The 15072-nt window shown below is 61.7% G+C and carries 13 protein-coding genes and 1 pseudogene; 4 read left to right on the top strand and 10 right to left on the bottom strand.

Translation table 11 applies throughout. From position 1 onward, the window contains the following. Positions 1–113: 113 nt before the first annotated feature. Positions 114–1655, top strand: coding sequence for a chitin-binding protein (locus tag AC07V8_RS02255; RefSeq protein WP_494676840.1), 1542 nt, complete (start codon positions 114–116; stop codon positions 1653–1655). Positions 1656–1944: 289 nt separating this feature from the next. Here the strand turns inward: AC07V8_RS02255 and AC07V8_RS02250 are convergent, their stop codons facing one another. From AC07V8_RS02250 to AC07V8_RS02230, 5 genes are all read right to left on the bottom strand, one after another. Then, entirely contained in the window at positions 1945–2802 is an 858-nt protein-coding gene (locus AC07V8_RS02250; RefSeq protein WP_494676841.1) for a hypothetical protein, read from the bottom strand. 77 nt (positions 2803–2879) lie between these two features. Next, positions 2880–4490 carry a gamma-glutamyltransferase family protein gene (locus AC07V8_RS02245; protein WP_494676842.1) on the bottom strand — a complete coding sequence of 537 codons (1611 nt, stop codon included), beginning with the start codon at positions 4488–4490 and terminating at the stop codon, positions 2880–2882. A 230-nt stretch (positions 4491–4720) separates the two neighbouring features. Next, positions 4721–6040 (bottom strand): carbohydrate-binding protein, encoded by a 1320-nt coding sequence (locus AC07V8_RS02240; RefSeq protein ID WP_494676843.1) that lies wholly within the window; start codon positions 6038–6040, stop codon positions 4721–4723. Between the two features lie 655 nt (positions 6041–6695). Beyond that, the gene (locus tag AC07V8_RS02235) at positions 6696–7736 is read right to left on the bottom strand and encodes a cupin-like domain-containing protein (RefSeq protein WP_494676844.1); all 1041 of its coding nucleotides are present in this window, start codon (positions 7734–7736) and stop codon (positions 6696–6698) included. A gap of 185 nt (positions 7737–7921) precedes the next feature. Beyond that, a complete protein-coding gene (locus tag AC07V8_RS02230) occupies positions 7922–8545 on the bottom strand; it encodes a TetR/AcrR family transcriptional regulator (protein ID WP_494676845.1) in 624 nt (207 codons plus the stop codon). Positions 8546–8618: 73 nt separating this feature from the next. On the opposite strand from AC07V8_RS02230, the gene AC07V8_RS02225 reads away from it, so the two are divergent. Together AC07V8_RS02225 and AC07V8_RS02220 are read left to right on the top strand one after the other, a co-directional pair. Continuing rightward, a complete protein-coding gene (locus tag AC07V8_RS02225) occupies positions 8619–9236 on the top strand; it encodes a glutathione S-transferase C-terminal domain-containing protein (RefSeq protein ID WP_494676846.1) in 618 nt (205 codons plus the stop codon). Between the two features lie 24 nt (positions 9237–9260). Beyond that, positions 9261–9425: pseudogene (locus AC07V8_RS02220) on the top strand (thiamine pyrophosphate-binding protein); the annotation flags it as partial. Here AC07V8_RS02220 and AC07V8_RS02215 read toward each other — a convergent pair. The 4 genes from AC07V8_RS02215 to AC07V8_RS02200 all read right to left on the bottom strand — a co-directional run bounded on the left by AC07V8_RS02215 (position 9422) and on the right by AC07V8_RS02200 (position 13840). Then, positions 9422–10729 (bottom strand): glucoamylase family protein, encoded by a 1308-nt coding sequence (locus AC07V8_RS02215; RefSeq protein WP_494676847.1) that lies wholly within the window; start codon positions 10727–10729, stop codon positions 9422–9424. The pseudogene AC07V8_RS02220 and the gene AC07V8_RS02215 sit on opposite strands and share 4 nt — an antisense overlap. Next, positions 10726–12393, bottom strand: a complete 1668-nt coding sequence (gene pgm / locus AC07V8_RS02210; protein WP_494676848.1) for a phosphoglucomutase (alpha-D-glucose-1,6-bisphosphate-dependent) — start codon at positions 12391–12393, stop codon at positions 10726–10728. Before pgm ends, AC07V8_RS02215 begins: the two co-directional genes overlap by 4 nt. A 60-nt stretch (positions 12394–12453) precedes the next feature. Continuing rightward, entirely contained in the window at positions 12454–13482 is a 1029-nt protein-coding gene (gene gnd / locus AC07V8_RS02205) for a phosphogluconate dehydrogenase (NAD(+)-dependent, decarboxylating) (protein ID WP_494676849.1), read from the bottom strand. A 109-nt stretch (positions 13483–13591) separates the two neighbouring features. Beyond that, positions 13592–13840: a hypothetical protein gene (locus tag AC07V8_RS02200; RefSeq protein ID WP_098497841.1), complete on the bottom strand. Its 249-nt coding sequence runs from the start codon at positions 13838–13840 to the stop codon at positions 13592–13594. Between the two features lie 375 nt (positions 13841–14215). Here AC07V8_RS02200 and AC07V8_RS02195 point away from each other — a divergent pair, with 375 nt between their 5' ends. Continuing rightward, positions 14216–14368, top strand: coding sequence for a DUF3309 domain-containing protein (locus tag AC07V8_RS02195; RefSeq protein ID WP_494676850.1), 153 nt, complete (start codon positions 14216–14218; stop codon positions 14366–14368). A gap of 81 nt (positions 14369–14449) precedes the next feature. Here AC07V8_RS02195 and AC07V8_RS02190 read toward each other — a convergent pair whose 3' ends face one another. Continuing rightward, a complete protein-coding gene (locus tag AC07V8_RS02190) occupies positions 14450–14752 on the bottom strand; it encodes an ElaB/YgaM/YqjD family protein (protein ID WP_494721443.1) in 303 nt (100 codons plus the stop codon). Between the last annotated feature and the right edge of the window lie 320 nt (positions 14753–15072).

Genomic DNA, 15072 nt, shown 5'->3' with positions numbered 1-15072 from the left:
CCGTGCAAACCACTTGACGCGCAATTTCACTGCCCTCATCCTCGGCCCGGATTAGTTGGCGTGCGGAAACTATCTGGTTTCACGCACTTCCCCATTCGACACAGGAGACATGCATGAAAACAAGAATAGTCAGCACCGTGCTGTGCACCGCGATCGGCAGCATGCTGGCAGGCTGCGGCGACGGCGGCTCGAGCGATGCCGGCGGCGCCAGCCAGAAGCAGATTGCCGCCACCGGCAAGGCCAGCGCATCAGCCAGCGCATCAGCCAGTACAGCCGCCTGCGCCCCCGCCTGGAACGCCAGCACCATCTATGTCGGCGGCAACAGCGCCAGCGCCAACAGCACCAACTACACTGCCAACTGGTGGACCCAGGGCAACGACCCGGTTACCGACAGCGGCGGCAGCGGCAGCGGCAAACCATGGACTTCCACCGGCGTATGCGGCAGCGGCACGCCCACCCCGCCGCCAGTCACGCCGCCTCCGGTGAATCCGCCGCCAACCACGCCTGGCAGCACCACCGGCACCATCAACTATCACCTGCTGCTGGGCGCCGGCAGCGCCCAGGACCAGCTGGTCCTGGATGGCGGCAACTACAATGACCTGATCATGTCGAACATCATCGCCGGCGTCATGTATGGCCACCTGGTGCAGCAGTACTACCCGGGCATGCAGTTCCAGAAGGACTACATGTACGGCTCGATCATGGGCCAGCTGCTGCAGGAAAATATCGAGACCGGGCTGTACGCCAGCAGCGGCAGCCTGATCGATCCGTCGCCGGACCAGCAAGCCGTGATGGGCGCCGGCCAGGGCGGCCCCTACCAGATCAACAACTACGCCGCCGACATGGTTTCCGGCTCCTATGCGCCGGCCGGCCATTCGCTGATCAACTACGTCGCCATCCAGAAAAACATCGGCTACACCATGGCCACCGCGGCCCAGCAATACACCAAGGTGACGCCGCCTTCGTTCAACAATAAATACTACGGTCCGATGCTGACCGCATATTTCCATTACAACGACTTTGTCGCCCTGATCCTCACCGGCAAGGGCGCCGGCGGCTGGACGACGCCATGGCAGCCTTACTATGACAATACGCTGGCCAACTTCACCAAGCTGCCTGGCAATTTCCTCGACGTCTTGCTGAATGTCGCCTACAACCAGGGTTACTACGGCACCCTGATGACCAGCTACAGCAAACTGGGAGCCACGGCGACCGCAGCGACGGTCAGCAGCGTCAACGCCTACAGCTCGGTGTGGGGCGCGACCGACACCTATCAGCAATATCCGTATCAGGTGCGCTATTACCTCGACCAGCTGTACGGCAACCCGATCCCGACCACCAGCGCCACGACCTTCACGACGCCGGCCAACCATGTCGCCTTCAGCATGCCGGCGCTGGAAACCGTGTTCTCGAACGTGTTCCAGACGCTGGCGTATGTCAACAGCACCGGGACTTCAGTCTACATTTCGGCCGCGCAGGCGCAAACCGCGTTCAACAGCGCCCTGGCCAGCGCCGGCGTGACCGCCAGCGCCACGCTGGACTTGAGCACCGCCGCCGACCGGGCGCAGATCTTCAGCATCCTGGAAAAAGCCATCGGCAACCTGGAAACCAATCTGAACACCAAGTTCAGCGCCACCACCAATTCCCAGTTGTAGTCGTTGGGAAGCACAGCCGCCGGGCAGAGTCATGTGGGGTCGGAGTCAACTTTCGCGGTGCTTTATCGCGAAACTTGACTCCGACCCCGCATGACGGATTCAGAGAAAGAAGGGGAGCATTCATCATTGCATTTTCTAACAACGAGGCATGCACTCCGTGGCCCGCTAAGTGGGGTCAGAGTGAAGTTTCTGCAAAAAGCGCGCAGAAAGTTCACTCTGACCCCAGTTAGCTCCTGACCCCAGTTAGCTATGTAGCTTAAGCGCGACGAAAACCAGGTTACGATTTTGCTCAGAACAAGGGATTGGAACGCAGATATTCCAGCCCGGTGAGCTGCATCTGCGTGCCTTCCGGCGCGCCTATCGCGTAAGGCAAGGAAGTCCGCAGGGAATTGGCGAAGTCGCCCGTGTACAGCTTGGAGCCCTGGTGGCTCAGGTTGGAATTGGCATCGATATAGATGGACTCGCCCAGCCCTGACCATAGCCGGCAGAAACCATAATCTTCCGACAGATAGCGGCGCGTCTCCGGATCGACCATGACGTCGAAGAAGCGGTAGTGCAGCCCGCGGTCGGGAACACCGATGCTGTCGGGCACATAGTTGAGCTCAGGGTAGCTAGCGATCAGCCGCTCGAACACGCTGCGCTTGATCACCATGAAGCCGGTCGGCGCTTCTTCCATGCGCATGAAACCGTCGGCCTGCACTTCCAGCCTGACCTGCTTGCTGCCGTCGGCAACCTTGGCGTTGACGGTGTAACGGGCATAGGTCGCTTCGAATTGCTGCCGGGTCGTGCCCTGCGGCAGACCTTCCTCAGGCCAGGTTTCGTGCTTGAGCGGATAGACGCCGGCGGCGATGTCGTAGCCTGAACGCAGCAAGCGGAACGCCGCCTCGGCGGAAAAACCGATGTCGGCGTCGATCCAGAACAGATGCGTCCATTGCGGGTTGGCGAGAAAATCGGCGACGCAGTTGTTGCGCGCCCGCGTCACCAGGCTTTCGCCCTGGTGCATGACCACCTGCATCGGCATGCCGCAGCGTTCGGCCTCCACCGTAAAATTCAATAGAGACATCACATAGTTGCGGAAAAATTTTCCGTCATGGCTAGGCGTCATGATCACCGGACAGATACGGGTAAGGTCTACTGCTTCAGGCATTTTTCTTTCCTTCTTGATAGGTGTGTGGTGCAAACCGGCAGACGCGCGATTGTAGCAAGGCGGCGCGGCGGCAGGCGCTACCAGGCCGCGATGCAGCCGTCGGTGCGCGGCTCGGTGCCGCCGCACAGTACGCCGTGGCGGTCGCGCCAGATGATCTGGCCGCGGCCGAAACCGAGCTGATTGGCCGACCACGACGCCTCGTGCCCGAGGCCGCGCAAGCCGCGCAGCAGATGCTCGGCGGTGGAATGCTCGATGCTGACGTTATTGCCGCTCTCCCATTCCCAGCGCGGCGCATCCAGCGACGATTGCGGATTGAGTCCGAAATCCACCGTGTTCATGACCATCTGCACGTGCCCTTGCGGCTGCATGAAGCCGCCCATCACGCCAAACGGCCCGACCGCCTCGCCATCCCTGGTCAGGAATCCCGGAATGATCGTGTGATACGGCCGCTTGCCCGGCGCCAGGCAGTTGGGATGGGATGCATCCAGCGTGAAATTGTTGCCGCGGTTATGCAGCGCAATGCCGGTTCCCGGCACCACCAGGCCCGAACCGAAGCCCATGTAGTTGCTCTGGATGAAGGACACCATATTGCCCTGGTCGTCGGCAGTGCTGAGGTAGACGGTGCCGCCGCGCGACGGCTGCCCGGCCTGCGGCCATGCCGCCCGCGCGCCGATCAGCTTGCGCCGTTCGTCGGCATAGGCTGCCGACAGCAAGTCCTGCACCGACACCCGCATGTGGCCGCTGTCGGCGATATGCGCCAGGCCGTCGGCATAAGCCAGCTTGATCGCTTCGATCTGGCGGTGGTAAGTCAGCAAGCTGTCGCGCTGGCTGAAGTCGAAGCCTTGCAGGATATTCAAGGCCAGCAAAGCCACCAGGCCATGGCCGTTGGGCGGAATTTCCCAGACATCGTAGCCGCGATAGTTGCAGCTGATGGGATCGACCCACTGCGGCCGGTACGCCGCCAGGTCGGCGGCATCGAGGCAGCCGCCGGCCGCGCGCACGAAGGCCGCGGTCTTGTCCGCCAGGGCGCCGCGGTAAAAGCCGGCGGCGCCGTCAGCCGCGATGGCGCGCAGCGTATCGGCATGTCCCTGCGAGCGCCAGATTTCGCCGGCGCGCGGCGCCCTGCCCTCGATGCTGAAAGTGTCGAACCAGGATTGAAAGTGCGGCTCCTTGAACTCCCGCCGGAACAAGGCGTGGGCCTGCTGCCAGGCAAAGGCGACCATCGGCGACAGCGGATAGCCGTCCTGCGCCAGCGCAATCGCGCCGGCCATGGACTGCGGCAAGGGCAAGCTGCCGAAGCGCTCGGCCATGTTGGCCCATGCGCCCGGCGCGCCAGGCACGGTGACCGGCAGCGGACCGTACTTCGGCATGCTTTGATGGCCGGCGGCGCTGAGCTTGGCGATCGAGATCGCCTGCGGCGCGGCGCCGCTGGCGTTCAAGCCATGCAGCTTGCCTTGGCGCCAGATCAGCGCAAAAGCGTCGCCGCCGATGCCGTTGGCGGTCGGCTCGACCACGGTCAGCGCGGCGGCGGTAGCGATCGCCGCATCGATGGCGTTGCCGCCGGCCTGCAGCACTGCCAGCCCGGCTTGCGCCGCCAGCGGCTGCGAGGTCGCCACCATGCCGCGCCTGGCGTAGACCGCGCTGCGGCGGGAGGCATAGGGATAGTGATTGGGATCGAAATTGAACATGGCTTTTCCTGGCGCATCGGCTTCAGCGGACAACGGCGTTTCGCGCCGCGCCCGCCGTGCGGCGTGAGGAATATGATGTCGCAAGTCCAATCCCATGTATACAACAAAATAGGCAAGCATCAGATACGCCTGACGCCTGCCATGCAAGGCATTGCGGATCGCGCCGGCCGGCGCCATGAAAAAAGCCGGCTCTTGCGAGCCGGCTTGACGACAAGGCAATCAGCAGCGGATCAGAGGCCGAGATCCGAGATGAAGCGGTTGGTGTAAGTCACGCCGGTGTCGCGGTCGAACGACCAGTGGTGCAGGCCGGCCAGGCCGTTGGCTTTGGCCCAGGCCGACAAGGTGTCGGTATCGGCCAGGGTAAAGGTTTCGCCCGGGGTATCGTTGGCGCCTATCATCGGCGTCAGCTCGATCTGGCTATACGGCACCTTGTAGAAACCGCGGAAGTCCATCGCTGCCTGGATCGCCGACTGCCCCATCTGACAGACGCCGCCGCTAAGCACGCAGTTGACCGCCGTGGCCGAACCGTAGTCCATCGTCATCAGGTTGACGTAGTAGTTCTTCAGGCCGGCCGACTGGATCGCCTGCATCACCGCTATCCCCATCGAACCGAGTGGATTAGGCGAAGCCGAGCCCATGTCCACCGCCACCGAGGAACCGCTCTGGCTGGTCGCCAGCGTGGCGATGGTGAAGCTGAAGCGCAGGTTCGGATACTTGACCTGGGCCGCCTGCACCCGCGCCACCAGGTTGTTGATGTCGGACTGGCTCTGGCCGTCTTCGATATCGAAATCGATGCCGACCAGGTTGGCGGAACTGTACGTATTGATGAAGGTATCGAAACCGGCATCCGAGGTACAGGTGAATGAGCCTGCCGCGCCGCCGGTCGAGACAATGTATTTCTTGCCGGCGGCGACAAAGGCTTGCACATTGGTGGCGATCATCGCCGGCGTGATGCCGGCCCAGGTCTCGGCACCGCAGCCGCCGGTGGCGAAGGCCCAGGTCAGCGTGCTGTTATGTGCAGGCATGGCGGTGGTGACTGGCTGCGAAGTGCCGGTAATCGTGCTTTGCATGGCGCCGGTGTTCCAGTTGGCGTCGGCCGTGACGTCCTTGTATGCGCTGAACACAAAACCTGGCGTTGGCGTCGGAGTCGGTGTTGGGGTAGGCGTCGGAGTTGGTGTCGGGGTCGGGGTCGGGGTCGGTGTGGGAGTCGGAGTCGGGGTTGGCGTAGGAGTCGGCGTTGGGCTGCAGGCGCCGTTCGAAGTCCACGGCTGTCCGCTGCCGCTGCCGCCATTGTTGGTGGAGGGATTGTTCCCCTGAGTCCACCAGTTGGCCGTGTAGTTCACGCTGCTGTAGCTGGCCTGGTTGCCGACGGTGTAGACGGCGGAAGCGCTCCAGGCGGGAGCGCAGACCGGCACGCTGGATTTCACGGTGGCTGAAACCTGCTTCAGGCTGGTCGCCGTCGCTGCTCCCGACGAACCGCCATCGCTACAGCCCGCCAGCAGGCCGCCTATCAATCCCATCAACAAGGTATTGCATACAGTTGTTCTCATGCGCCACTCCTCCTCTATCAAATGACAATGTGCGAGAAGCAGGTCGTTGCGACCGGCGCCTGCGCACTCCCTAAGCTGAGTCCGTTATATGTTTAACTGGCAGCTGGGCTGAGGATGGAGGTCTGAAAAATCAGCGTCAAGTGGTTTAAAAGTATTACCGTATATACCATACCACTTGCAAACAACCTGGAATTTTCAATCGGAAAATTCTATCGCTTTTCAAAATCGAAAAGAAAATTCCATCTGCATTTTGATTCCGTACAGCAATGCAAATCTTCTAAAGATCCTCGCTTTTCTCATATGGAAAAGGGGCTTTGCGGCGACGCCGGCAAAGCGGTGCAAAAAAGTGTGACAGCAGCTGCGATACCACTTTTTCAGATGTATGCATGTGGTCTTAGATAGGCAAACGCCATGTTCGCCTTTTTCCCCGCAAAAGCGATACATGAGACGACGCTAGGGCCTGTCCCCATTTGATTTGGGAGATGCGTTCAAGCCAAAATGTGTGCTGGCAAGGCGCGTGGCGTAGCTGGGGCTGAAGCCCCAGCAAGCCATGCAACGCGGCCAGCGCACGTTTTGGCTTGAACCCTCCGGGAACGGCTGCCGGCATCACATGCCGGCCGCGCGTTCGCACTCCCAAATCAAATGGGGACAGGCCCTAGAGCTCGTCGTAGGTCGAATAGAAAGCGCCGAAATTATTATCCGGCTGGAAGTTGATCAGCGACACGGTGATGCTTGCCTCCAATCCTTCCACGTAGTGCCAGCAGCCGACCGGCAGGAACAGCAGTTCGCCTGCGGCCAGTTCGCATTCGAGCAGCTGCGCATTGCGCATCAGCGGAAAGCGCTCGTAGTCGATGGCGGCGCCGTCGACCGGCGAATAGCAATGATGGTGGTTATAGACGTACGCCAGTTCGCAAGCGGGAATCAGCCTGACGCGCTTGCGGCCGGCCACCTGCGCCATGAAGTTATTGGTCAGGTCGTGGTGAAACGGCGTACGCGTGCCTTTCGGCCCCAGCCAGAGAAAACCGTCGTCCACCGAATCCGGGTTCAGGTATTCCGGCAGACGGCCGATGTCCTGCCACAACTCCGCCAACGCCTGGCGATTGGACGACGAATTATTCGCCGTCATGTAGAAATCGTTGCTCTCCTGGGCGCCCTCGATCATGTCCAGATAGCTTGCCAGCGGCATCTTGCGCTTGTGCTGGCTGGAATTGATTTCATAGTTGGCGTCCTGCGAACGCCCCATCTGCACTTCGACTTCGCGCGCGCCGAAATGGGCGCGCAGGAAATCGAAATTCCATTTCGTCAGCGCCGGCCAGTCATCCAGCATGCCAGTGATGATCACTGGCTTGTTCAACAGATAATACTGACGATAGAACTCCTCGCGCGACAGGCGGTGGCGGCGTTCAATCACGCCGCTGCCGGCAGTCTGCCGGTTCAGGGTGCGATAGATGTCGAGCACCCAGTCATGCTTCTTCAGGCGGTTCTTGAGGCGCTGGCCGGCCTGGCGCGCGCCCAGCAGGTAGGGACTGGCCAGCGCAGCCTGCACTTCGCGCTGCGCCTCGCCTGCAGAGACGCCTTGCGCGACCAGGACGTTGAACAGGTCTTGCGGCGTGGCGTCGAGCGCCAGGTTTTCGCCGATCCAGCGGCGCCAGTCGTCGTTGATGATGATGCTTGCACTCTGCTTCGCTTGCGCCATGACTCGTCTCCCTATGCCGCGCGCCGGTTGGCATTTTCAATCACGCTGTTGCCGCTCTCTGCTGTCAGGCGGCAGAGAGCAACATTGGGATAATACGGATCAAATTGCAAGTGGTTTTGAATTTGGAGGCAGGACGCCGCGGCGGAGCTGGCGCAGCCCCGGAGTGGTATTGATACCGGCTGCGCCTAGCGCGCCTGGCCGCAAATCAGCCGGATGCCGGCGGCGGCGGTCGCCTCCAGCGAGGCGCGGCTGTCGCCCGCGCGCGAACGCAGCGCCAGGGTATGCAGGACCGCCGACGCCACCTTTGCCAGCAGCGCCGGCTCCATGGCGGCAACCGCTTCGCCCTGCTCCAGCGCACGCTGGAAACGCGCTTCGAAAACCTGGTCGAAACAGCGCAAGCCGTCGCTCAGGCGCTCGCGCACCTCGGCATCCACGACCGCCTGGGTGGCAGCGGTGCCGATCAGCAGGCAGCCGCGCGCAGCGCTGCCGGACGGCAGATACATGCCCAGCGCCAGCTGGTATACCCGCAGCAGCGCCTGCGCCAGCGGCAGATCGCCGGCCATCGCCTCGATCATCCCGCGACGGCCAAGCTCGATGTAGCGCTCCAGCGTTTGCAGGTAGAGCGCATGCTTGTCGCCGAAGGCGGCATACAGGCTGGGCCGGTTCATGCCGGTGGCCGCGCTGAGGTCGTCCAGCGAGCTGCCGCCATAGCCCAGCTGCCAGAACACGTCGCGCGCATTGTCCAGCGCCTGTTCCGGATCATAGGCGCGCGGCCGGCCGCGGGCACGCTTGTTTTCTTTTTGTTCCATACAGTATAAAAATATTGACCAAGGTATTTTTGTGCATTATAGTACAAAAACAAACCACCCATGGAGATTCCAGATGAAACTGTACTTTTCCCCGCTGGCCTGTTCGCTCGCCACCCGCATCGCCCTGTACGAAGCCGGCGCCAAGGCTGACTATATCCAGGTCGACACCAAGTCGAAAAAATTGCCGGATGGTTCCGATTTCTACCCTGTCAGCGCGTTGGGACAAGTGCCGGTACTGCATACCGACGATGGTTATCTGCTCACTGAAAACACGGCCATCCTGCCCTATGTTGCGGACCTGTTCCCGCAAGCGCAGCTGGCGCCAACGGACCGTCCGCAGCGCGCCAGGATGCAGCAATGGCTGGGCTTCGTCAGCACGGAACTGCACAAGGCCCTGTTCGTGCCGCTGCTCGATGCGCACGCCGCCGATGCGGTAAAAGCCTATGCGCGCGACAAGGCGGCCTTGCGCCTCGGTCTTCTGGAAAAGCATTTCGCCAGCCACGAATTCCTGCTGGAGCGCTTCAGCGTGGCCGATGCTTATCTGGCTACCGTGCTCAACTGGGCTGCGTATGGCGGCATCGATCTGGCGCAATGGCCGCGGGTCAAGGAATACTATGGCCGGCAGCTGCAGCGCCCGAGCATGGCGAAAGCATTGGCCGAAGAACTGGCGCTGTATCGGGCGCAATCCTGAGAACAACGAAAGGCAGATGCAGTACAACAGGCCGGCAGCAGGCATCCGGAGCTGCCCCTGGGCGTCGCGCCTGGGGCTTACATATCGTGGACACGCTTTCTCAAGCTTCATTCCGCCAACCCGTACCGATTCGACCGCGATCGCGTCATCCTCTCGGCGGGACATAGCTCCGCGCTGCTGAGCCGCTAGCCAGCCGCCAGCCAGCCGCCGGTAAAACCTGCGCACTTCAGGCCGTTGACGATATACGGGCAATTGCGCATCAAGCGCCACAGCATTTCGCTGCGATAATTCTCGATCATTAAAATGATCGGCCCCTGGTCGATGCCGAAATGCCAGGGAGAGACCCAGCCGTAAGGGTTATCGCAGTTGCAGGGGAAACTCGGATTGAAGGTGGACTTGAAGCCATACGGATTGCCTGCCTTCAGCGCGACCTGATGGATAAAGAAATCGATGGTCGGCAGCACGATTTCCGGCGCAAACGGCAGCGACGACACCACCACCCACGGCGCGATGGTGCCGTCGTCAGGGCCAAGCGGCACGCCGCGCGCCACATAGTCGTAGAACTCGCGCTGGCTGCCGTTGACCTCAAGCACGGCCGGTCCCGGTCCGTCGCTGGCGGTGATGCCCCAGCACAGTTCGCTGTAGCCGGCGAAACCGCGGGGATTGTCTATCGCATATCGCTGCTGCACCAGGGTGGCGCGGCGGCTGTTCTCGAAATAGTCGATGCCCTTGGCGCGCATGGCACTGTCCTGGATACCGCGGAAATCGACCCAGATATGCGACAGCTGGTGGGTGAACAGCGAGCCGGCGTAGACGTATTCGATGCCGTAGCTCTGCTGCCATTGGTAGGCCGCGGCCCAGTCGCCATAGCTATCCTGCGCCAGCGGATGCGAAGGCGAACCCAGTCCCAGCACATACAGCAGCAAGGCCTCGTCGTAACCATTCCAGCGATTCGGCAAGAAGCCGGATTCCGGTTTCCAGCCCATGGAGACCGCGCCGCCGCCATCCTGCGCCCAAGCCCAGTCGACGCGCAGGTACAAGGCGTCGGCCAGCCGGCGGCACTCGACCTCGTCGGCGCCCGCTCCATCGAAATAGCAGCCGGCGGTCAGCGCGCCGGCCAGGAAAAACGTGGTGTCGATGGTGGATAGTTCGCACTGCCAGGCGCGGCGCCCGCTTTGCATGTCGAGGAAATGATAGTAGAAACCCTGATAGCCGCTGGCATCCGGTTCCGGCCCTTGCGGGCTGTTCCAGAAAAACCGCAAGGCAGCCAGCACCCGCTTGAGCGCCGCAGCGCGCGTGATGAAACCGCGCTCTATCGCCACCGGATAAGCTGCCAGCGCCAACCCCACGGCGGCGATGCTGGCCGGCCAGCCGGGCGCGGTCTTATCGATCACCAAGCCGTTGTGCGGATTGGTTTCATGCATGAAGTAGCTGAACGACTCGCGTTGCAGCAGGTCCAGTTCAGCCGTTTCGCTCAGCGCTCTGCGACTCATTTTGCGGCAGGCGATTGCGGCGTAGCTGCCAGGGCAGCGTCGACGATCGCCTGCGCCTCTTGCACGATGCGCTGCAGGTGTTCAGCGCCCTGAAAACTCTCGGCGTAGATCTTGTAGATGTCTTCCGTGCCGGAGGGCCGCGCCGCAAACCAGCCGCCGTCCGTCGCCACCCGTACGCCGCCGATGGGCGCATCGTTGCCGGGCGCCTTGCTGATGATGCTGCGGATTTTTTCTCCGGCCAGCTCGGTGCTTTGGATCTGCTGCGGCGACAAGGCGGCCAGCAGCTTCTTTTGCGCCGGCGTGGCGCTGGCTTCCACCCGGGTCGCCAGCGGATCGCCCAGCTCGCCGGCCAGTTGGCGATACACCTCGCCAGGATCGCGGCCGCCGCGAGCGGTGATCTCGGCTGCCAGCAAAGCCGGCGCCAGGCCATCCTTGTCGGTAGTCCAGACCGCGCCGTCCAGGCGCAGGAAGGCAGCGCCGGCGCTCTCCTCGCCGCCGAAGCCGAGTGAACCGTCGCTCAGGCCCGGCGCAAACCATTTGAAGCCGGCCGGCACTTCGTACAGCCGGCGCTTGAGCCTGGCGGCGATGCGGTCGATGATCTGGCTGCTGACCACGGTCTTGCCGACGCCAGCCGCCTGCGGCCACTGGCCGCGGTGCTGGAACAGATAATCGATGGCTACCGCCAGGTAGTGATTGGCCGGCAGCAGGCCGGCGCTCCGCGTGACGATGCCGTGGCGGTCGTGATCGGTGTCGCAGGCAAAGGCGATGTCGTAACGATCTTTCATTCCGAGCAGGCGCTGCATGGCGTAGGACGATGAGGGATCCATGCGGATGCGGCCATCCCAGTCGGCCGTCATGAAGCGGAAGGTCGGATCGACCTCTTCACTGACCACGCTCAGGTTCAGCTGGTAGCGCTCGCCGATGCGCTGCCAGTAGTGCACTCCGGCGCCGCCCAGCGGATCGACGCCGAGGTGGATGCCGGCGTCGCGGATCAGCGCCATATCGATCACCTGGTCGAGCTCGTCGACGTAGGTATTCAGATAGTCATAACGGTGCGTGCTGTCCAGCCGCAAAGCCTTCTGCAGCGGCATTCTCTTGACGTCCTTGAGGCCGCCGCGCAGCAGCGCGTTGGCAGCGGCCTCGATCCAGCCGGTGACATCGGTATCCGCTGCGCCACCATTCGGCGGGTTGTACTTGAAGCCGCCGTCTTCCGGCGGATTGTGCGAAGGCGTGATGACGATGCCGTCCGCCAGGCCGCTCTTGCGGCCGCGGTTGTATTTGACGATCGCATGCGATACCGCCGGCGTCGGCGTGTACTCATCGCCTTCGGCCAGCATGATGCCGACGCCGTTGGCCGCCAGCACTTCGACCGCGCTGGCGCAGGCAGGCACCGACAGGGCATGGGTATCGATGCCGATGAACAGCGGCCCGCTGATGCCCTGCTTGCCGCGGTAAGCGCAAATCGCCTGGCTGATGGCCAGCACATGCGCTTCGTTGAAACTGCAGTCGAAGGATGAACCGCGATGACCCGAGGTGCCGAACGCCACGCGCTGCTCGGCCACCTCCGGATCGGGGATATTGCTGTAGTAGGCCGAGACCAGCTTCGGCACATCCACCAGCAATGCCGATGGCGCCGGCTGGCCGGCCAGAGGACTGATTTTCATGATAGGGCTCCTGGCGGGTCGGACAGCGCAGCGCAACCTGAGGGTTGCCGCGCGCTGTAATTAATCGCCCTGCGGCTTGACCGGCTTTTCTACATGGCCGCCGAATCCTTGCCGCATGGCCGACAGCACTTTGTTGGAAAAATCGTCCTCGCCGCGCGAACTGAAGCGCGCAAACAAGGCGGCGCTCAGGATGGGCACCGGGACCGCTTCGTCGACCGCTGCATTGATGGTCCACCTGCCCTCGCCCGAATCGGCGACATGGCCGGCGTAGTTTTCCAGCGTCGGATCTTTCTGCAGCGCGCCGGCGGTCAGATCCAGCAGCCACGAACCGATCACGCTGCCGCGCCGCCACAGCTCGGCAATCTCCGGCAGATCGAGGTCGTACTGATAGTGCTCAGGATGGCGCAGCGGCATGGTTTCGGCGTCAGCCGCGCTGCCCTGCTTGCCGACATTGGCGTGGCGCAGGATATTCAAGCCTTCGGCGTAAGCACCCATGATGCCGTATTCGATGCCGTTGTGAACCATCTTGACGAAATGCCCGGCGCCATGCGGACCGCAATGCAGATAGCCTTGCTCGGCGCTGCTGCCGCTTGCGGTGCGGCCGGGAGTCGGCGCCGCCGCGCCGGCGCCGGGCGCGAGCGTAGCGAAAATCGGCGCCAGATGGTCCACCACTTCCTTTTCCCCGCCTATCATCAGGCAATAGCCGCGGTCAAAGCCGGCGACGCCGCCGCTGGTGCCGACATCGACGTAATGCAGCCGGCGCGCTTTCAGTTCGGCGCCGCGGCGGATGTCGTCGTGGTAATAGGAGTTGCCGCCATCGATCACGATGTCGCCGGCTTCCAGCAAAGGCAGCAGCAGCGCCAGGTTTTCATCCACCACCGCAGCCGGCAGCATCAGCCACAGCACGCGCGGCGCGCGCAGCTGGCTGACCAGGTCCTGCAGGGATGAAGCGCCGGTCGCACCCGGATGCACCGCAGCCTTGACGGCGTCCGGGTGCAAGTCATAGACCACGCACTGGTGATCACCTTTGGTCAGGCGCCTGACCATATTGGCGCCCATGCGCCCCAATCCAATCATGCCAAGTTGCATCCTGCTCTCCTCGCTGAATAAATATGACAACGACAGCCATGTTACCCGCTGCCGTTTTTTATGTCTTTTATTATGTCTTTTATTCGGTCGATTATTGCGTTGTCCTTGCTTAGTGGACTTCCTTCTTGCGGCCTTTTTCTATCAGCGCGATGGCGCAGGCGCGGGCCTCGGCTTCCGCTTCCTGCTCGCTGGCGAAGACGGTGTCGACCGCCACCCGCTGCGACGGGAAGATATCGTTTCTATGCATGGGATTGCAGGAAGGCGCGTAGATCACCAGGTTGGCGACCCAGCCTTCGCTGTCAGGCAATGGCAGCCCGGAACATTCTATTTCGTACTCACCAATTGTTTCTGAATGCATGGCAGTCTCCAGACGGTAGCAGGGAAAATCCGGGCGGCAGATAAACGCCAAAGTGCTTCCGATCAGATCACGTTTTTCCAGTCTTCACCACTGTAAACAGTTGCAGCGCAATCGCGTGTCCGACAACCTCGCATTTGAAAGCAGGAAAAGCGAACCCGCGCGCCGATCTTCCATAAAATTCCTTTGCTCCTCGGCCAGTGTATATGAAGTCGGCGCAGGCGTTGCCACTCAGTGCGGCAGCGCACAGACTCCGCCGTTTTTTTGCCTTAAGGTGAAAATACACGGAAATCCGGACTATCCATTCCAAGCACATGCATCAAGACGATGCCTGCCTTTTTCGAACTTCTAAACTATTATTTCTACAAGGAGCACAGCATGGGCACCATCTTACTGATCATCCTGATCCTCATCCTCATCGGCGCCTTGCCGACCTGGCCGCATAGCCGCAGCTGGGGCTATGGGCCAAGCGGCATCTCCGGCCTGATCGTCGTCATCCTGATAGTGATGCTGCTCACCGGCCATCTATGACCTCGGCCTGCTGCCGGCAGCAATGAAAAACGTGGCGCCATATATTACCGGCGCCACGTTTTCTTACACCTGTTTACCTGATCATTTCTTCGTCATGATCACGCCGACCAGAAATCCCACGCCCGCCGCCGCAGCCAATGCCTGCCACGGATTTTCCTTGACATACTGCTCCGCCGAATCCGCCATTTCCTTGCTGGCGTCGACAGCGACGGTTTGCGCTTCCTGCGCGGCGACCAGAGCACTGTCCAGCAGGCGCATGGCGCGTGCGCGCAGCTCCTCGGCCTTATCGCCGGTCAATGCCGCGGCCGCCTGAAACAAGGCTTGCGCATCCTGGACCAGCACCTTTACATCGCGATTGACCGCTTTCAGATTTTTCTCTAACAAGATGAACTCCTTGAAATTGATGATGAACAGGGCCGTCTGCATTTCAACCCAACAGGTCACGCATATCGTCAGCGTGTTCTTCTTCCTTGTCCATGATGGCCGCTGAGCTGCACGATACGTTCGGCGATTCTGGATGGGAGTACAAAGCTCTACAGTAGATTTATATGACTTATGCGCTGCAAGATCGGTACGCTGACGCACATAGCACTGGTTTTAACCTTGATTCAGGGTAACGGCCAGACATCGGCAAGCTGTGTGTGCTGACCATGTTCATGACACTTGAACAATAACGCGACTCCTCTATGCAGCGGCGGCATAAA

The organism is Collimonas sp. GW821-FHT02H07 (assembly GCF_059421505.1).
Note: the sequence above shows the minus strand (reverse complement) of the source record. Positions and strands in the feature narration are given on the sequence as shown.